The following is a 16,881-nucleotide window of genomic DNA, read 5'->3' on the forward strand; positions in this document are numbered from 1 at the left end:
CTAGGTTGGTCCGAGCCCCGCGAGGCCCAACGTAGTGCTCCATCTCAGGCAGCGCATTGTTGGGTTTCCTACCTCTGCGGAACGCCGCCCGACCCAACCTGCGGGACTGTGCCGGGCGAGCACTTTGCCGGCGCCGTGCTAGCTTTTTCGGAGCCACTTCTCTCCTGCAAGGTGCTTTGCCATGGATGAAACAACCATCGTCAATGTGGGGACCGAGAAGGTCAGCGCGTTTATGACCACGGTCATGCAGTACGCCACTACCTTCGGCGTCAAGATTCTCGCGGCCATCGCCTTCTGGGTGGTCGGTCGCTGGCTCATCGGTTTTGCGGTTGGCCTGGTCCAGCGCTCCCTGGAACGACAGAAAGTGGACCCGACGGTGCTGCGCTACGTCGGCTCGTTCATCACCGTCACCCTGAACGTCCTCCTGGTTGTGGGCATCCTCGGCTTCTTCGGCATACAGACCACCAGCCTCGCGGCATTGATTGCGGCGGTCGGCCTGGCCATCGGCATGGCCTGGTCGGGGCTGCTGGCCAATCTGGCAGCAGGCGGTTTCATCATCGTCCTGCGGCCGTTCAAGGTGGGCGACATGATCAGCGCAGGCGGTGTGACCGGCACGGTGAAGGAGATCGGTCTGTTCGCAACCGCGATCAACACCCCGGACAACGTGATGACCCTGGTGGGCAACAACAAGATCTTCAGCGACAACATCCAGAACTTCAGCCACAACGAGTTCCGCCGGGTGGAGCTGAAAGCCCAGCTCTCCGGTGCTGCCGATTGGCAAGCTGCCGCAGCCGTTCTCAAGGCGCGCATCGCTGCCATCCCCAATGTGCTCACCGAGCCTCCGGTGGATGTGGAAATCCTCGAGTTCAACCTGGTGGGGCCGGTACTGGCGGTGCGGCCTTATTGCCACAACGACAACTACTGGCAGGTGTATTTCGATACCAACCGCACCATCAAGGAGGCCCTGGGCACGGACTTCCCTGCACCAATGCCGGCGCAGACCATCATCGTCCAGCAGCCGCAGGGATAACCACTTACTGCCCCCCCTCTCCCTTTGGGAGAGGGTTGGGGTGAGGCTAGTCAGATGGGCCGGAATCAGTCCTTGCGCAGATGCAGGATCGGGAACGGCTTACCCGAACCATCCACTTCCGAGCGGTCGTACTGCACGAAACCCAGGCGCAGATAGAAACCCACGGCCTGCGGGTTCTGTTCGTTCACGTCGACGCTGCGTGCGCCCAGCGCCATCGCGCGCTCCATCAGTGCGCGGCCAATGCCCCGGCCATGCCGGGCTGGATCGACGAAGAGCATTTCCACCCTGTCCCCGACGCTGCCAATGAAGCCGGCGATCTGTCCGTCGGCACTGCGCAGACAGGCCAGCTGTACCGAGTCCAGGTAGGCGTCGCGCACCAGTGGCTTGAAGAACTGGATGTCGTCCTCGGTGAGAAAGTCATGGGTGGCGCGCACAGCGTCTTCCCAGATTTCGACCAGTCGCTGGCGGTCGGCCGGGGAAAGGGTGTTCAGGGTTTCGACTGCGATAACCATCCATGTCACCAGTGATGTTTGGCCCGGTTCCATCTGTAGAGCAGGCGGGCGAATATCTTGTAGGCGAGCTGTGCAAGGCCGTGGATCAACGGCAGGGAGAACAGTCGGGCTTTCCAGCGTTCCCCTGGCGAGTGGCGCCAGAGCACGATGAAGGCATCCACGCCCATGCGCTTGATGCCCTGCTCGTCCACAAGGTGCAGGCGCTCGCGGACGTATTCGAGGTTTTCGCCGATTTCGTCCACTGAACTGTTGTCCTGATGGACATCGGCCCATTCCACCTGGCAGGCGGTGGTCTTGCCTTTCTGGCCTTCGATTCCGGCCTTGCACACCGGGCACGCGCTGTTGAAGTAGACCTTGATCCGCTCTTCGCCTTCCATGGGCCGCTCCTGGCCGTGGGTTCGTCCCGGACAGTGTAAGGCCAGGACGGGCGCGGGGTCAGTGGTGCTTGCGGTCGACCCACTTGGGCGCGCTGCTTGGGCGCCAGGCTTCCAGGCGGTCCAGCAGGGTCTCCGGGTGGCCGCCGACCTGCAGCATGCCGCGGTGCTGATCGCGGACGAAGCGCTCTTCCACCAGGTGGTCGAGGAAGTCGGTGAGCTTGTCGTAGAAGCTGTTCACTTCCAGCAGGCCCAATGGCTTGCTGTGGTAGCCCAGCTGGCCCCAGGTCCAGATCTCGAACAGCTCTTCCAGGGTGCCCAGACCGCCGGGCAGGGCGATGAATGCGTCGGACAGCTCGGCCATGCGTGCCTTGCGTGCGTGCATGCCGTCCACCACTTCCAGGCGGGTCAGGCCCTTGTGGCCGATCTCCGCGTCCATCAGGCTCTGCGGAATCACCCCGATGACTTCCCCACCGGCAGCCAGGGCAGCATCGGCCACTGTGCCCATCAGGCCGACAGCGCCGCCGCCGTAGACCAGCGTGATGCCCCGCTCGGCCAGGGTGTGACCCAGGAGGGCGGCTGTTTCACGGTAGATAGGCTTGGCGCCGGGGCTGGCACCGCAGAACACGCAGATGGAACGCAAGGACATGGGGGACTCCTCGTGCGAAAAAAGCGCGCAAGAGTACCGATTTAGTCCTTGGGCTCCAAGCTGTACGAGTGGTCAACTTCCGAACGGTAGGCGCCGGAATCAGTCGGCGCAGCCGCCGCAAACCCCGGCGACACAAGCGGCGAGCAGGCTTGGCGGGAAGTTCGTGGCGCATCTCCTTCTGGACGAGTGGCGCCATGCCAGGGCGGCACCGGGTCGCGCCACCCTGTGATTGCATCGATCAATCCGGTAGATCAGGCCAGCTTCAGCAGCTCCGCCGCCGTCATCCCCGACAGGCCCAGCAGGCAAAGGCCACAGGCGAGATAGGTGAGGCGGTGCCAGAGGGTGGAAGCGGCACGGCGGAACCAGTCCACCAGGCCGGCGCAGATAAAGCACCAGAGCAGCGAAGACAGCATGAAACCGCCGAAGAACACTGCAAGGTGGGTCGGTGTCGGTTCGGCCACGCCCACTGCCGCCATGGCCCCGCCCATGGCGGCCCAGTAGACGATGTTCTGCGGGTTGGTCAGCGACAGGGCGGCGCCAGAGGCGAAAGCACCGCCGCTGGCACCTTGCTCTTCGGTCGAGGGCTGCGGCGGGCGATGGGCGTCACGCAGCGACTGCAAGCCGAGCCAACCCAGATACAGGGCACTGGCGATGGTCAGGGGGTAGCGCACGGTGGCGCTGTCCAGCAACAGGGCGAGGCCGGTAAGGCCCAGCGCGGCCCAGGTGGCATCGCCCACCAGCGAGCCGATCTGCACCATCAGCGCGGGCTTGTAACCGTCGCGCAGGCCGCGGCGCAGGGTTTCGCTGAACACCGCGCCGGGTGCTGCGTTGAAGACGAATCCGAGAAGCATCGCAGCGATGAAGAAGGACAACATGAGTCTTGAAATTCCTTGTTTCAGACGGGTTGCGGCCTGTTGCCGCACGATATGGGAACTCGTGGATAAATGGTGCAGTCTCCCTTCTTGGGCATTTCTGCCCTTTCTGCCAAGGAGACTCCCATGATTCGCAAGCTCGTCGTTGCATCCGTGCTGGCCCTGGCCAGTGCACCTCTGCTGGCTGCTGAATGTACCGTGGATGTGCAAGGCACTGACCAGATGACTTTCGATACCAAAGAGATCAAGGTCAGCAAAAGTTGCAAAACCTTCACCGTGAACCTGAAGCACTCGGGCAAGCTGGCCAAGAACGTAATGGGCCACAACTGGGTGCTGAGCAAGACCACCGATGCCCAGGCCATTGCCACCGAAGGCATGACCGCCGGCCTCGACAAGGACTACATCAAGGCCGACGACCCCCGCATCATCGCCCACACCAAGATGATCGGCGGTGGCGAGAGCGCCAGTGTGACCTTCGACGTGTCCAAGCTGACTGCCGGTGAGGGCTACGAGTTCTTCTGCTCGTTCCCGGGGCACGTGTCGATGATGAAGGGTACCCTGGCCCTGGTCGACTGACCTCAGGTGAACGCAAAAAAGGCCGCTCCGTGTAGCGGCCTTTTTTTGTTTCTGGAGCGAGCGCGGGCGTACATCTCTGTAGGGGCGAATGAATTCGCCCCTACTGGCCTGCGGTCATCTTGAAGATGCCCTGGGCATTGCCGCTGTCGAAGTTCAGGTCCAGTCGGGCCTCTTCCGGATCGAGCTCGCGCTGGATGAATTCCACGAATGAACCCGGCACCTCCCGCTGCACGGTCCGGCCGTTGGCGTCGATGAAGTCGCGCTGTACCTGCACGGCGCGGTAGGCGGTTTGCATCACCCGGCCGGACGCCGAGACTTCGATGCTGGCCTTCATCGGCCGGCCCTTGGCATTTTGCTCATCGACCACCGACTGCAGGTTGGCGACCCGGTCGGTGAGGTGATTGAACATGTTGCCCTCAGTGGCGATCCAGGCCATTTCCACGCTTTCGTCGCGCAGCAACTGGTAGTCGCTTTCTTGCACCACACCGTGCTGACGGTCAAAGGCGCGATAGAGCGCGGGTAGCAGGTGCCGAGCCTCGGCCTCGCTGCATTGGCGCTGGCGCCAGAGGGTGTCGAGGATGGCCTTGTGGCTGGCGTCCAGCGGGTCGCGGCTGTCGCCCACCACGCGGCTCACCGCCAGCTGGAAGCTCTCGCCGAAGCGGCCCGGATGGAGTTCTGAGACGAAGAACTGGGCGATGTCCTCGGGAAGGTCCATCTGCCGGTAGGCATAACCGGTCATCTTCAGTCGGGTCAGCGGATAGGTGCGCACATCGGCGAACCCCAGGGGCTCCAGCAACCGGGCGAAGGCCAGGCGGCCACGGGGCAGGGCGCCGTTATCCGGCCAGTCGACGGTGCGGATGGCACCGTGATCGAACACCACCTGGCGGCCTTTGGCTTTTTGCTCTTCCACATAAGTACGACCAATGGGCACCGCCTCCACCAGCTTGTGGAACAGGCAGAGATTCAGTGCCTCGGCCAGCCAGGCGCGGTGCACGGCGGCGTTACTGAATGGAAAGGCAGACAGGCTCGTGGGGATTTCCACATGGGCTTCGACCCAGCGGGCGGCGGGCTCGCCGATCACGCTGGCGACCAGGGCAAAAAGGCGTTGGTTGGTGGACATGGAACGATTCCGGGATGGAGAAAAGGTGAGCCTATCCAAGCAGCCCGGCGGCGGTGGGGCAAACGAAAAAATCCGGCGGGTTCATTCCGTTTTTTCCTGAATGCGTCGCGCTGTGGTACGTGCATTCAATGTAGGGGCGAATGAATTCGCCCCTACGGAAGAGAAGTTCGCAAATTTCCTGACAAGCCAGCGCTCGTTACTCCTGATCCATCTGCTCCAGCATCCAGCGCACGAAACCCTTTACCTTCGGCACTTCCGCTGCGTGCTCGGCGTAAGCCAGGTAGTAGGCATTGCGGCTGGGCATGGGGTGATTCCAGGGGATCACCAGCTTGCCTTCCTGCAACTCTTCCTCCACCAGGAATCGCGGCAGCAGGGCTACGCCGCAGCCGGCCTGGGCGGCGCGGATGCACATATAGGACGTGTCGAAGCGTGGCCCGTGGTAGCTGTGTTCGGTGTGCCGGTCCTGGCTCTGGAACCATTCATGCCAGGCTTCCGGGCGGGTCGCGTTCTGCAGCAGCACCAGTTCGGTGAGCTGAGTCGGCTCGGTGAAAGGCTGCTTCGGCATCGCGCCGGGGGCGCAGACCGGTACCACTTCCTCGCTGAACAGGCGGATGCACTCGGCGCCAGGCAGCGCGCCATGGCCGAAGTAGAAGGCCACGTCGCAACGCCCCTGGACCAGGGCATTGGGTTCCAGTTCATTGCGCAGGTCCAGGTGCACATTCGGGTGTCGCAGCCGCCAGCCCTTGAGTCGCGGAATCAGCCAGCGCGCACCGAAGGTGGGCGGGGTGGCGACCCGCAGCACTTCGGTATCGCCGCCGTAGGACAGCATGTAGTGGGTGGACATCTCCACCTGGGCGAGGATCTTGCGCACTTCGGTCAGGTACAGCGAGCCCGCCGGGGTCAGCTGCAGGCGCCGGCGTACGCGGCGGAACAGGAGGTGCTGGAGCAGTTCTTCCAGCTGCGCCACCTGCTTGCTCACCGCACTCTGGGTCAGGTTCAGCTCCTCTGAGGCGCGGGTGAAACTGAGGTGACGGGCCACCGCTTCGAAGCATTGCAGGGCGGTGATCGAGGGCATGTGGCGTTTGAGCATCGGGTTTTCTCGGGGCGGGCCGGTACATGAGTAAACGGAATGATATGTGTCGGAAAGGTCGTTTGTTGGCAAGACCTTTTCGCGGCTATTACTGGTGCCATTCCGATTCAGCGCTGAACCGGTAGGAGCGAGCTCGCTCGCGAAGCCTTCGCCAGCACGCTGGCTCCTACAGCGATCGCGCCATTACTTGCCGAAACAGGAGTTCCCATGGTTGCCGCACTGCTTGACCGCCTCGGTGTCGATTCATCCCTCTACCAACAAGGCGATCACGCCGTTCATTCGCCCATCGACGGTAGCCGCATCGGTACCGTGCGCCTTGAAAGCCGCGCGGAAGTCGAAGCGAAGATCGCTCGCGCAGCCGAAGCCTTCCACGCCTGGCGCAAGGTGCCGGCGCCGCGTCGCGGCGAGCTGATCCGCCAGTACGGTGAAGTGCTGCGCCAGTACAAGGCCGAGCTGGGGGAACTGGTTTCCTGGGAAGCCGGCAAGATCACCCAGGAAGGTCTGGGCGAGGTGCAGGAAATGATCGACATCTGCGACTTCGCCGTCGGCCTGTCGCGCCAGCTATACGGGCTGACCATCGCCTCCGAGCGCCCCGGCCACCACATGCGTGAAACCTGGCATCCGCTGGGTGTGGTCGGTGTCATCAGCGCGTTCAACTTCCCGGTTGCCGTCTGGTCGTGGAACACCGCGCTGGCGCTGGTATGCGGCAACCCGGTGGTGTGGAAACCTTCGGAGAAGACTCCGCTCACCGCGCTGGCCTGCCAGGCGCTGTTCGAGCGCGTGGCGAAGAATTTCAGTGACGCTCCGGCCAACCTCAGTCAGGTGGTGATCGGCGCTCGCGAAGCCGGCGAAGCCCTGGTGGATGACCCGCGCGTGGCGCTGGTCAGCGCCACCGGCAGCACCCGCATGGGCCGAGAAGTCGCTCCTCGAGTTGCGGCGCGCTTCGCCCGCAGCGTGCTGGAGCTGGGCGGTAATAACGCCATGATCCTTGCCCCTAGCGCCGATCTCGACCTGGCGGTACGCGCCATTCTCTTCAGCGCCGTTGGCACTGCCGGCCAGCGCTGCACCACCCTGCGCCGCCTGATCGCCCATGAATCAGTGAAGGCCGAGATCGTCAAGCGCCTGAAGGCTGCCTATTCCAAGGTGCGCATCGGCCATCCGCTGGAGGGCAACCTGGTCGGTCCGCTGATCGACAAGCAGAGCTTCGAGGGCATGCAGCGTGCGCTGGAGCAGGCTCGCGCCGAAGGCGGCACGGTGTTCGGTGGCGAGCGCCAGCTGGCCGATCGTTACCCCAACGCCTATTACGTATCACCGGCCATCGTTGAAATGCCCGGCCAGAGTGCCGTGGTCTGCCACGAGACATTCGCCCCGATTCTCTACGTGGTCGGCTACAGCGATTTCGAAGACGCCATCGCCCTCAACAACGCCGTGCCCCAGGGCCTGTCGTCCTGTGCGTTCACCACCGATGTGCGTGAAGCCGAGCTGTTCCAGTCGGCGGTGGGCAGCGACTGTGGCATCGCCAACGTCAACATCGGCCCGAGTGGCGCGGAGATCGGCGGTGCCTTTGGTGGCGAGAAGGAAACCGGAGGTGGCCGCGAGTCCGGCTCGGACGCCTGGAAGGCCTACATGCGCCGCCAGACCAACACCGTGAACTACTCTCACGAGCTGCCGCTGGCCCAGGGCATCACCTTCGACTAAGGATTGCACTCCATGACCCTGCGCCAGGAATGCCTCTGGGAATATCTGACGCCACAACTGCCGGAAAGCCCGGTCTTGCACGGCGAGGTCAAGGTCGATGTCTGTGTGATAGGGGCCGGCTTCACCGGCCTCTCCGCAGCCTTGCACCTACTGGAAGCGGGTAAGCGTGTCTGCCTGCTGGAAGCTCATACCGCTGGCCACGGCGGCTCCGGGCGCAACGTCGGGCTGGTCAACGCCGGCATGTGGATTCCGCCGGATGAGATCGAGGCCGGCCTCGGTCGCACGGTTGGCGAGCGCCTCAATCGCACCCTGGGTGCCGCACCGTCACTGGTTTTCTCCCTGGTGGACCGCTATGGCATCGACTGCCAGTTGCGCCGCGAGGGCACTCTGCATATGGCCCACAACGCTCGTGGCCAGGCCGATCTCGCCAGCCGTTGCGAGCAATGGCAGCGCCGTGGCGCGCCGGTTGAGCTGCTGACCGGCAACGCCTGCCGCGACGCCACCGGCACAGACAGGATTGCCGCCGCGCTGCTCGATCGCCGCGCCGGGACCCTCAATCCGATGGGGTACACCCGTGGCCTGGCCCGTGCGGTGAAATACCTCGGCGGCCAGCTCTTCGAGCATTCGAAGGTTTTGCGCCTGGAGCGCCAGGGCGCCGACTGGTGTGTGATCAGCGAGCACGGCGTGGCCGTCGCCCCGCAGGTTGTGATCGCTTCCAATGCCTACACCGAAGGCGAGTGGACCGAACTGCGCCGCCACTTCTTCCCCGGTTATTACTACCAGGTGGCTTCCACGCCGCTCTCGGGTGAGGCCGCCGCGCGCATCCTGCCGGGCGGCCAGGGTTCGTGGGATACCCGGCAGGTGCTCAGCAGCATCCGCCGCGATGCCGCCGGACGCCTGCTGCTCGGCAGCCTGGGTAATGGCTCGCGCAAGCCGGACTGGTTCCTGCGCGCCTGGGCCGATCGCATCCAGCGCCACTACTTCCCGTATCTGGGCAAGGTGGACTGGGAGTTCACCTGGACCGGTTGTATCGACTTCACTCCCGACCATCTCATGCGCCTCTACGAGCCGGCGCCGGGACTGCTGGCCTTCACCGGCTACAACGGTCGTGGAGTGACCACCGGCAGCGTGGTAGGCAAGGCGTTCGCCGACTATCTGCTCAGTGGTGACGAAACGGTCCTGCCGATGCCCTTCCAGCCCATGCGTGCGGTAGCGGCGGTAGGGTTGCGCAGTTCGCTCTACGAAGCAGGTTTTTCGCTCTACCACGCGGGGCAGTGCCTGCGTGTGGTGATCTGATAGGAAGGGCGGGATGGAGTAGGGTGGACCGCGCTTCACCGGTCCACCATGGTGCGTCAGGGCTGGCATCGGATGGTGGCAATGAAGAAGCGATATCCACCCTGCGAAAAGCCGTCATTCAGCGCTTCGTCGAAGTGAGCGATGTGCATTGGGTTCGCTGGGCTCGTGATGCAGATCGCAAAAAAAATGCCTGCACTGCTTTCGGGCGATGGGAATTTTCTTGCAGGATTGGGGGAACGGTAACAGTGCGGAGTGGGAAAATTCGCGCACCAGTGATGTGCAAATAAGTACCGCGAGTCTATTGTTAGCGAATCTGCTGGCACACTGATGCCGTGCAGCTTCCAGACACGTCCGGAAATTAATCGGTTCGATTTGGAAGTCATTGATTTAAAAGAATAAAAATAATAAATCGAGGAGGTGGGAACAGCCTTTCAGGGCGCGGAGCAACTACAAGAATTAATGGCACGCCACTTGCTGAACACGAGCGCTAACCCTAAAAACCTCAGGAGCAAAACTCCATGTCGCAGAAGATTTTCAGAAAAGGCTTTCTGGCTCTGGCGGTTACCACCGCGCTGGGCATTTCTTCCGTTGTACAGGCTGATGTAGTCATTGGCGTAGCCGGGCCGCACACCGGCGCGAACGCCTCGTTTGGGGAACAATACTGGCGCGGTGCTTCCCAGGCCGCCGAAGATCTCAACGCCGCCGGTGGTATCAACGGTGAGAAGATCAAACTGGTGAAAGCCGACGACGCCTGCGAGCCGAAACAGGCCGTGGCCGTTGCCAACCGTCTCGTCGACCAGGACAAGGCCATCGCCGTTGTCGGTCACTTCTGCTCCTCCTCCACCATTCCTGCTTCCGAGGTCTACGACGAAGCCGGCATCCTCGCCATGACACCGGGCTCCACCAACCCGGCAGTGACCGAGCGCGGCCTGTCCGGCATGTTCCGCATGTGCGGTCGTGACGATCAGCAAGGCATCGTGGCCGGCGACTACATCGTCGACGTGCTGAAGGCCACCAAGGTCGCGATCATCCACGACAAGGACACCTACGGTCAGGGCCTGGCCGACGCCACCAAGGCACAGCTGGCCAAGCGCGGCGTGAAGGAAGTCCTGTACGAAGGCCTGACCCGCGGTGAGAAAGACTTCAACGCCCTGGTCACCAAGATTCGCGCCTCCGGCGCCGAGGTCGTCTACTTCGGCGGTCTGCACCCGGAAGCCGGCCCGCTGGTTCGCCAGATGCGTGAGCAGGGCCTGACCGCCAAGTTCCTCTCCGGCGACGGCATCGTGACCGACGAACTGGTCACCACCGCCGGCGGCCCGCAATACACCAAGGGTGTGCTGATGACCTTCGGCGCCGACCCCCGCAAGATCGCGGACGGCAAGGCGGTGATCGAGAAGTTCCGCGCCGGCGGCTTCGAGCCGGAAGGCTACACCCTGTATGCCTATGCAACCCTGCAAGCCCTGGCTGCCGGCTTCAATGGCGCCGGTTCCAACGACCCGGCCAAGGCTTCCGAATGGCTGAAGGGCCATCCGGTGCAGACGGTGATGGGCAAGAAGGAGTGGGACTCCAAGGGCGACCTGAAAGTCTCCGACTACGTGATCTACGAGTGGGATGACAAAGGGAAGTACTCCCAGCAGTGATAGGCGGCTCGCACTCCGCAAGGAGCGCGAACCGTTAGCTCGGCTGACCGGCCAGGCGCTACCCGCGCCTGGCCGGTCGGTGCATTCCGGGAAACTGCTGAAGTCCTATTCTGCTCGAGCCGGGAGTCCCGAACTCCCGATCCGGTAATTCAGTGGTGCCCGTCTGATTCCACTCGCGGGAGCTGGCCGAACCCAAGGCCGGACCCCCAAAAGACGAGACAGAGTGATGGACGGTATTATCCTGCAACAGCTGATCAACGGGCTGACCCTCGGGTCGGTCTACGGTCTGATCGCCATCGGTTACACCATGGTTTACGGCATCATCGGCATGATCAACTTCGCCCACGGCGAGGTTTACATGATCTCCGCCTACATCGCCGCGATCACCCTGGCCATCCTGGCCTTCTTCGGACTCGAATCCTTCCCGCTGCTGATCCTTGGCACCTTGCTGTTCACCATTGCGGTGACCGGCGTGTACGGTTTCGTGATCGAACGCATCGCCTACAAGCCGCTGCGCAACTCTACCCGCCTGGCGCCCCTGATCTCCGCCATCGGCATGTCGCTGATCCTGCAGAACTACGTGCAGCTCAGCCAGGGCGCCCGCCAGCAAGGCGTGCCCACCCTGCTCGACGGTGCGCTGAAGTTCCATATCGGTGATGGCTTCGTGCAGCTCACCTACACCAAGGTGTTCATCCTGGTGGCGGCCTTCCTCGGCATGGCGGTGCTGACCTACATCATCCAGCGCACCAAGCTCGGCCGCATGTGCCGCGCCACCCAGCAGGACCGCAAGATGGCGTCGATCCTCGGTATCAATACCGACCGGGTGATCTCCTACGTGTTCGTCATCGGTGCTGCCATGGCGGCCCTGGCCGGCGTGCTGATCACCATGAACTACGGCACCTTCGACTTCTATGCCGGCTTCATCATCGGCATCAAGGCGTTCACCGCCGCGGTACTCGGCGGCATCGGCTCGCTGCCCGGCGCCATGCTTGGCGGGATCATCCTGGGCATCGCCGAGGCGCAGTTCTCCGGCATGGTCAACACCGACTACAAGGACGTGTTCAGCTTCTCCCTGCTGGTACTGATCCTGATCTTCCGTCCCCAGGGCCTGCTGGGCCGCCCGCACGTCGCCAAGGTGTAATCATGACTTCTGCCATTGCCAGGAAACCCCTGGATTTCAAGAAGAGCCTGATCGACGCCGTTATCGCCGGTCTGCTCGCCCTTATCGTCTTCGGCCCCATCATGGGTGTGGTACTCGACGGCTACAGCTTCAACCTGGAGTTCAATCGGGTTGGCGTGATGATGGCCGTGGTGATGCTCGGTCGTTTCTTCCTCAGCCTCTACCTGCAGACCCCGCGCGGCGAAGTGCTGATGCAGCGTTTCGAGACCACCGGCTCCGGCGTGCACGTGCGTGAGCCCGACTACAAGAGCCGGTTGCGCTGGATCATCCCGTTGCTGATCGTCGCCGCGGTGATCTTCCCGTTCTTCGCCAGCAAGTACCTGCTCACCGTGGTGATCCTCGGCCTGATCTACGTGTTGCTGGGCCTGGGCCTGAACATCGTGGTCGGCCTCGCCGGCCTGCTCGACCTCGGCTACGTGGCCTTCTACGCCATCGGTGCCTATGGCCTGGCGCTGGGCTACGAGCACCTGGGGCTGGGCTTCTGGTCCGCCTTGCCATTGTCCGCCGTTGCCGCAGCGCTGGCCGGCGCGTTGCTGGGCTTCCCGGTGTTGCGCATGCACGGTGACTACCTGGCCATCGTGACCCTGGGCTTCGGTGAGATCATCCGCCTGATCCTCAACAACTGGCTGAGCTTCACCGGTGGCCCGAACGGCATGTCGGTCCCGTCGCCGACCCTCTTCGGCCTGGAATTCGGCCGCCGGGCGAAGGATGGCGGGGTGCCGATCCACGAGTTCTTCGGTTTCACCTACAACCCCAACCTGAAGTTCCTGTTCATCTACGTGGTGCTCTTCCTGGTGGTGATGCTGGTGCTCTATATCAAGCACCGGCTGACCCGCATGCCGGTCGGTCGTGCCTGGGAGGCGCTGCGCGAAGATGAAATCGCCTGCCGCGCCATGGGCCTGAACCACGTGCTGGTGAAGCTCTCGGCCTTCATGCTGGGCGCCTCCACTGCAGGCCTGGCCGGCGTGTTCTTCGCCAGCTACCAGGGCTTCGTGAACCCGTCGTCCTTCACCTTCTTCGAGTCGGCGCTGATTCTTGCCATCGTCGTGCTTGGGGGCATGGGCTCCACCGTTGGCGTGGTAATCGCTGCGTTCGTCCTCACTGTCGCGCCGGAGCTGCTGCGTAGTTTCGCCGACTACCGTGTGCTGCTCTTCGGCGTGCTCATGGTGGTGATGATGATCTGGCGGCCGCGCGGGCTGATCCGTATCAGCCGTGCCGGTTTCACCCCGCGTAAAGGAGTAGCCCCATGAGCGACGAAAACATCCTCAGCGTCGAGCACCTGATGATGCACTTCGGCGGCATCAAGGCGCTCAATGATGTCAGCCTGAAGATCAAGCGCGGCTCGATCTCCGCGCTGATCGGCCCCAACGGCGCCGGCAAGACCACCGTATTCAACTGCCTGACCGGTTTCTACAAGGCCACCGGCGGACGCATCCAGCTCAACACCCGGAGCGCCAGCACCGACGTGATCAAGGTACTGGGCGAACCCTTCCAGCCCACCGATTTCGTCAATCCGGCGCAGTTCGCCAGCCGCCTGCACTACAAGATGTTCGGCGGTACCCATCTGGTGAACCGCGCAGGGCTTGCGCGCACCTTCCAGAACATCCGTCTGTTCCGTGAAATGTCGGTGGTGGAGAACCTTCTGGTGGCCCAGCACATGTGGGTGAACCGCAGCCTGCTGGCGGGCGTGTTCAATACACCGGGCTTCCGCAAGTCCGAAGAGAACGCCCTTGACCATGCATTCTACTGGCTGGAAGTGGTGGACCTGGTGGACTGCGCCAACCGCCTGGCCGGCGAGCTTTCCTACGGCCAGCAGCGCCGCCTGGAAATCGCCCGCGCCATGTGCACCCGACCGCAACTGATCTGCCTCGACGAGCCCGCCGCCGGGCTCAATCCGGCCGAGACCGAAGCGCTCAGCCGGATCATCCGCAAGCTGCGCGACGAGCACGACCAGACCGTTCTGCTGATCGAACACGACATGGGCATGGTGATGAGCATTTCCGACCACATCGTGGTGCTGGACCACGGCGAAGTGATTGCCGAAGGCAACCCCCACGACATCCGCCACGATCCCAAGGTGATCGCCGCGTACCTTGGCGCCGAAGAGGAGGAAGTGGCATGAGTGCACCCCTCCTGGAATTCAAGGATGTCGATGTGTTCTACGGGCCCATCCAGGCCCTGAGAAAGGTCAGCCTGCACATCAATGAAGGTGAGACGGTGAGCCTGATCGGCGCCAACGGCGCGGGAAAATCCACGTTGCTGATGTCGATCTTCGGCCAGCCGCGCGCAGCCAATGGCGCCATCGTCTACCGGGGCACGGACATCACCCACAGGTCGGCGCACTTCGTTGCCTCCAACGGCGTCGCTCAGTCGCCGGAAGGGCGCCGGGTGTTTCCCGACATGAGCGTGGAAGAGAACCTGCTGATGGGCACCATTCCCGTCGGCACGGACCATGCGGACGAAGACATGCAACGCATGTTCGACCTCTTCCCGCGTCTCAAGGAGCGGCGCAACCAGCGCGCCATGACCATGTCCGGCGGCGAACAGCAGATGCTCGCCATCGCCCGTGCGCTGATGAGCCGGCCCAAGCTGCTGTTGCTCGACGAACCGTCCCTGGGCCTTGCGCCCATCGTGGTCAAGCAGATCTTCCAGACCCTGCGGGAGCTGGCTCAGACCGGCATGACCATCTTCCTCGTCGAGCAGAACGCCAACCATGCGCTCAAGCTTTCCGACCGCGCCTATGTGATGGTCACCGGGGAAATCCGCATGAGCGGCACGGGCGAGGAGCTACTGGGCAACCAGGACGTCCGCAACGCCTATCTCGGCGGGCATTGACACACCGGCTACACCTTTCTCCGAGCGTCTCCCCTCTCCCTTCAGGGAGAGGGGTCGGGGGAGAGGGATGTCTGTTCACCCCCGCTCTACCAGGGAGTCCAAGATGCAAACCCTGCGCTTCTTCACCAACGCCGATGTCGCTGCGGCGCTGGATTACCCACAACTGATCGAAGCCTTGCGCCATGGCTTGGCCAACCCGGCCGAAGCCCCGGTGCGCGCCTGCCACGCGCTGCCACAAGACGCAACGTTGCTTTGCATGCCGGTCTGGCAGAAAGGGCACGGCGTCGGCGTGAAGCTGGTGACCGTGTATCCCCACAACGGCGAAAAGGGGCTGCCCTCGGTCGCCGCACTCTTCACGCTGTTCGACGACGCCACAGGGCGGCCGCTGGCGGTGCTGGAAGCCTCCGAACTGACCGCCCGACGCACCGCCTGTACCTCGGCGCTGGCCGCCAGCGCGCTGGTCCGACATGACGCCAGCCGACTGCTGGTGGTGGGCACCGGCACCCTGGCCGCGCACATGGTGCGGGCCCACTGCGTGGTGCGACAGTACGAGCGTGTGGATATTTGGGGCCGCCATCCGGACAAGGCTGCCGAACTGGTACGTACCCTCGCCGACGAAGGTTATCCGGTGCATGTCGCGCCCGACCTGCAGACCTGCGCCCAGCAGGCTGACTGCATCAGTTGCGTCACCACTTCCACTTCTCCGCTGATCCTCGGGGACTGGCTGCGGCCAGGCACCCATCTGGACCTTGTGGGCGCCTTCCTGCCGACCATGCGGGAAACCGACAGTGCCGCCGTGGCCCGCTCGCGTATCGTCGTCGACACCCGTGCCGGAGCCCTGGAAGAAGCCGGCGACCTGCTGTTCGCCATCGCTGACGGTGCCATCACGGAGCAGGCCATCCACTTCGAACTCGCCGACCTGCTGCATGGCCGTGGCCATCGCCAGACCAACAGCGAAATCACCCTGTTCAAGTCCGTGGGCTACGCCCTGGAAGACTTGATTGCGGCGCAGGTGTTGTTGCAGGCGGTGCAATAAGCCGTTGTAGGAGCGAATTCATTCGCGACGGGGCGTGCAGTGGTCTTTCTCGGCAGCCCTGCGGCCTGCTTTCGCGAATGAACTCGCTCCCACGGCTGTTCAGAGTTCATCCCCTTCCACGACAGCGGGCAGCTTCGCCGCCAGCACTTCCACTCGTTCGATCGTCGGCGGCTCGCTGAACAGTTCGTCGGCTCGACTCATCAGGGCTTCCGCGACTTTTCCGGTGATGTGGGCCTGCAGCCCCAGATCGTTGGTGAAGGCATCGAAGATGCCGAAGGTCGTCGACCCCATGCGCAGGGCGAACCAGGCCGTGGTATCGGGCTCTTCCTGCACCAGTCGCAGGCCGCCACGGAGGAAGTCCTCCACTTCGGCGACTTTGCCCGGTTTGGCTTCCAGGCGTACCAGTAAGGCGACTTTGACCATGTCTCGACTCCTCTGTGGGTGAGGCAGGCAAGTCTAGGCCGATGGAAGAGAGAGCCAGACCCGCTTGTCCGAAGTGGAGATATCCACAACCAATGGGAAGCGCGGCGAGTTTTCCTGTAGGGGACGAATTCATTCGCCAAGGGCGGCGCAGCTGTCCCCATTGACCTTCAAGGGCAGCCTCTTGGCCTGCTTGGCGTATGGAATCGCCCTCACGACGGAGTTGATCACAATCTCTGTGCAGCGTTCTGTGGATAACTTGGGAGCAATTGCTTCCACGCCCCACAGTCCGCAGCCCCAAAAGCGCTGCTCATAAACTGATCAGTTTGGCTAAGTGCCGGGTAAACAGTGGCTTACGCACTTCCTTCGCTACAGCACCCCCGACCATCGAGTTGTCCCCGGCAGCTGTGTGGAAAGCTGTGGATAAGCTTGGGAGTAAAGGCTGCGGCCCAGTGCTGGCGAGGGTTGCATGGAGGTGCTGGTTTTTTCGCCATCAGCTCGTCCCTGTGGATGTCGTAACCTATGCCGGTCTATCGCAACGGGCCCGTGCCCC

The 16,881-nt window shown here is 63.1% G+C and carries 17 protein-coding genes; 10 read left to right on the forward strand and 7 right to left on the reverse strand.

What is annotated here, in order from left to right:
* Window positions 1–181: 181 nt before the first annotated feature.
* A complete protein-coding gene (locus tag E8E75_RS19940; RefSeq protein ID WP_120654262.1) occupies window positions 182–1,030 on the forward strand; it encodes a mechanosensitive ion channel family protein in 849 nt (282 codons plus the stop codon).
* Between the two features lie 65 nt (window positions 1,031–1,095).
* Here the strand turns inward: E8E75_RS19940 and E8E75_RS19945 are convergent, their stop codons facing one another.
* From E8E75_RS19945 to E8E75_RS19960, 4 genes are all read right to left on the reverse strand, one after another.
* Entirely contained in the window at window positions 1,096–1,542 is a 447-nt protein-coding gene (locus tag E8E75_RS19945) for a GNAT family N-acetyltransferase (protein WP_120654263.1), read from the reverse strand.
* 5 nt (window positions 1,543–1,547) lie between these two features.
* Window positions 1,548–1,919, reverse strand: coding sequence for a DUF393 domain-containing protein (locus E8E75_RS19950; protein WP_120654264.1), 372 nt, complete (start codon window positions 1,917–1,919; stop codon window positions 1,548–1,550).
* Between the two features lie 58 nt (window positions 1,920–1,977).
* Window positions 1,978–2,565 carry a TIGR00730 family Rossman fold protein gene (locus tag E8E75_RS19955; RefSeq protein WP_120654265.1) on the reverse strand — a complete coding sequence of 196 codons (588 nt, stop codon included), beginning with the start codon at window positions 2,563–2,565 and terminating at the stop codon, window positions 1,978–1,980.
* Window positions 2,566–2,816: 251 nt separating this feature from the next.
* The gene (locus tag E8E75_RS19960; protein ID WP_120654266.1) at window positions 2,817–3,440 is read right to left on the reverse strand and encodes a LysE family transporter; all 624 of its coding nucleotides are present in this window, start codon (window positions 3,438–3,440) and stop codon (window positions 2,817–2,819) included.
* A gap of 123 nt (window positions 3,441–3,563) precedes the next feature.
* On the opposite strand from E8E75_RS19960, the gene azu reads away from it, so the two are divergent.
* Entirely contained in the window at window positions 3,564–4,013 is a 450-nt protein-coding gene (gene azu / locus E8E75_RS19965) for an azurin (protein ID WP_120654267.1), read from the forward strand.
* Between the two features lie 100 nt (window positions 4,014–4,113).
* On the opposite strand, the gene E8E75_RS19970 is transcribed toward azu, so the two are convergent.
* Together E8E75_RS19970 and E8E75_RS19975 are read right to left on the reverse strand one after the other, a co-directional pair.
* Window positions 4,114–5,133 carry a DUF1338 domain-containing protein gene (locus E8E75_RS19970; protein ID WP_120654268.1) on the reverse strand — a complete coding sequence of 340 codons (1,020 nt, stop codon included), beginning with the start codon at window positions 5,131–5,133 and terminating at the stop codon, window positions 4,114–4,116.
* 196 nt (window positions 5,134–5,329) lie between these two features.
* A complete protein-coding gene (locus E8E75_RS19975; protein WP_120654269.1) occupies window positions 5,330–6,223 on the reverse strand; it encodes a LysR family transcriptional regulator in 894 nt (297 codons plus the stop codon).
* Between the two features lie 207 nt (window positions 6,224–6,430).
* On the opposite strand from E8E75_RS19975, the gene E8E75_RS19980 reads away from it, so the two are divergent.
* The 8 genes from E8E75_RS19980 (at window position 6,431) to E8E75_RS20015 (ending at window position 15,908) form a co-directional block, all read left to right on the forward strand.
* On the forward strand, window positions 6,431–7,921 hold the full coding sequence (locus tag E8E75_RS19980) for an aldehyde dehydrogenase family protein (RefSeq protein ID WP_153918088.1): 1,491 nt from the start codon (window positions 6,431–6,433) through the stop codon (window positions 7,919–7,921).
* Window positions 7,922–7,933: 12 nt separating this feature from the next.
* Window positions 7,934–9,217 (forward strand): FAD-binding oxidoreductase, encoded by a 1,284-nt coding sequence (locus E8E75_RS19985; RefSeq protein ID WP_280359656.1) that lies wholly within the window; start codon window positions 7,934–7,936, stop codon window positions 9,215–9,217.
* 518 nt (window positions 9,218–9,735) lie between these two features.
* The gene (locus E8E75_RS19990; protein ID WP_120654272.1) at window positions 9,736–10,857 is read left to right on the forward strand and encodes a branched-chain amino acid ABC transporter substrate-binding protein; all 1,122 of its coding nucleotides are present in this window, start codon (window positions 9,736–9,738) and stop codon (window positions 10,855–10,857) included.
* Window positions 10,858–11,083: 226 nt separating this feature from the next.
* Window positions 11,084–11,998, forward strand: coding sequence for a branched-chain amino acid ABC transporter permease LivH (locus tag E8E75_RS19995; RefSeq protein ID WP_120654273.1), 915 nt, complete (start codon window positions 11,084–11,086; stop codon window positions 11,996–11,998).
* Window positions 11,999–12,000: 2 nt separating this feature from the next.
* Window positions 12,001–13,287: a high-affinity branched-chain amino acid ABC transporter permease LivM gene (gene livM, locus E8E75_RS20000; protein ID WP_120654274.1), complete on the forward strand. Its 1,287-nt coding sequence runs from the start codon at window positions 12,001–12,003 to the stop codon at window positions 13,285–13,287.
* A complete protein-coding gene (locus E8E75_RS20005) occupies window positions 13,284–14,159 on the forward strand; it encodes an ATP-binding cassette domain-containing protein (RefSeq protein ID WP_120654275.1) in 876 nt (291 codons plus the stop codon). Before livM ends, E8E75_RS20005 begins: the two co-directional genes overlap by 4 nt.
* Entirely contained in the window at window positions 14,156–14,872 is a 717-nt protein-coding gene (locus E8E75_RS20010; RefSeq protein WP_120654276.1) for an ABC transporter ATP-binding protein, read from the forward strand. The genes E8E75_RS20005 and E8E75_RS20010 overlap by 4 nt, the downstream gene beginning before the upstream one ends.
* A gap of 103 nt (window positions 14,873–14,975) precedes the next feature.
* Window positions 14,976–15,908: an ornithine cyclodeaminase family protein gene (locus E8E75_RS20015; protein WP_120654277.1), complete on the forward strand. Its 933-nt coding sequence runs from the start codon at window positions 14,976–14,978 to the stop codon at window positions 15,906–15,908.
* 99 nt (window positions 15,909–16,007) lie between these two features.
* On the opposite strand, the gene E8E75_RS20020 is transcribed toward E8E75_RS20015, so the two are convergent.
* On the reverse strand, window positions 16,008–16,331 hold the full coding sequence (locus E8E75_RS20020; RefSeq protein ID WP_120654278.1) for an antibiotic biosynthesis monooxygenase: 324 nt from the start codon (window positions 16,329–16,331) through the stop codon (window positions 16,008–16,010).
* Window positions 16,332–16,881: the final 550 nt, after the last annotated feature.

It is taken from the genome of Pseudomonas sp. BN606 (assembly GCF_029873115.1).
Taxonomy (GTDB): Bacteria; Pseudomonadota; Gammaproteobacteria; order Pseudomonadales; family Pseudomonadaceae; genus Metapseudomonas.

What these genes read in the sequence shown, in the direction of transcription:
- E8E75_RS19990 (WP_120654272.1), top strand. Translation starts at nt 9,736, where the DNA reads ATGTCGCAGAAGATTTTCAGAAAAGGCTTTCTGGCTCTGGCGGTTACC.
- E8E75_RS19975 (WP_120654269.1), bottom strand. Translation starts at nt 6,223, where the DNA reads ATGCTCAAACGCCACATGCCCTCGATCACCGCCCTGCAATGCTTCGAA.
- livM (WP_120654274.1), top strand. Translation starts at nt 12,001, where the DNA reads ATGACTTCTGCCATTGCCAGGAAACCCCTGGATTTCAAGAAGAGCCTG.
- E8E75_RS19995 (WP_120654273.1), top strand. Translation starts at nt 11,084, where the DNA reads ATGGACGGTATTATCCTGCAACAGCTGATCAACGGGCTGACCCTCGGG.
- E8E75_RS20015 (WP_120654277.1), top strand. Translation starts at nt 14,976, where the DNA reads ATGCAAACCCTGCGCTTCTTCACCAACGCCGATGTCGCTGCGGCGCTG.
- E8E75_RS20010 (WP_120654276.1), top strand. Translation starts at nt 14,156, where the DNA reads ATGAGTGCACCCCTCCTGGAATTCAAGGATGTCGATGTGTTCTACGGG.
- E8E75_RS19955 (WP_120654265.1), bottom strand. Translation starts at nt 2,565, where the DNA reads ATGTCCTTGCGTTCCATCTGCGTGTTCTGCGGTGCCAGCCCCGGCGCC.
- E8E75_RS19980 (WP_153918088.1), top strand. Translation starts at nt 6,431, where the DNA reads ATGGTTGCCGCACTGCTTGACCGCCTCGGTGTCGATTCATCCCTCTAC.
- azu (WP_120654267.1), top strand. Translation starts at nt 3,564, where the DNA reads ATGATTCGCAAGCTCGTCGTTGCATCCGTGCTGGCCCTGGCCAGTGCA.
- E8E75_RS20005 (WP_120654275.1), top strand. Translation starts at nt 13,284, where the DNA reads ATGAGCGACGAAAACATCCTCAGCGTCGAGCACCTGATGATGCACTTC.
- E8E75_RS19985 (WP_280359656.1), top strand. Translation starts at nt 7,934, where the DNA reads ATGACCCTGCGCCAGGAATGCCTCTGGGAATATCTGACGCCACAACTG.
- E8E75_RS19960 (WP_120654266.1), bottom strand. Translation starts at nt 3,440, where the DNA reads ATGTTGTCCTTCTTCATCGCTGCGATGCTTCTCGGATTCGTCTTCAAC.
- E8E75_RS20020 (WP_120654278.1), bottom strand. Translation starts at nt 16,331, where the DNA reads ATGGTCAAAGTCGCCTTACTGGTACGCCTGGAAGCCAAACCGGGCAAA.
- E8E75_RS19970 (WP_120654268.1), bottom strand. Translation starts at nt 5,133, where the DNA reads ATGTCCACCAACCAACGCCTTTTTGCCCTGGTCGCCAGCGTGATCGGC.
- E8E75_RS19945 (WP_120654263.1), bottom strand. Translation starts at nt 1,542, where the DNA reads ATGGTTATCGCAGTCGAAACCCTGAACACCCTTTCCCCGGCCGACCGC.
- E8E75_RS19950 (WP_120654264.1), bottom strand. Translation starts at nt 1,919, where the DNA reads ATGGAAGGCGAAGAGCGGATCAAGGTCTACTTCAACAGCGCGTGCCCG.
- E8E75_RS19940 (WP_120654262.1), top strand. Translation starts at nt 182, where the DNA reads ATGGATGAAACAACCATCGTCAATGTGGGGACCGAGAAGGTCAGCGCG.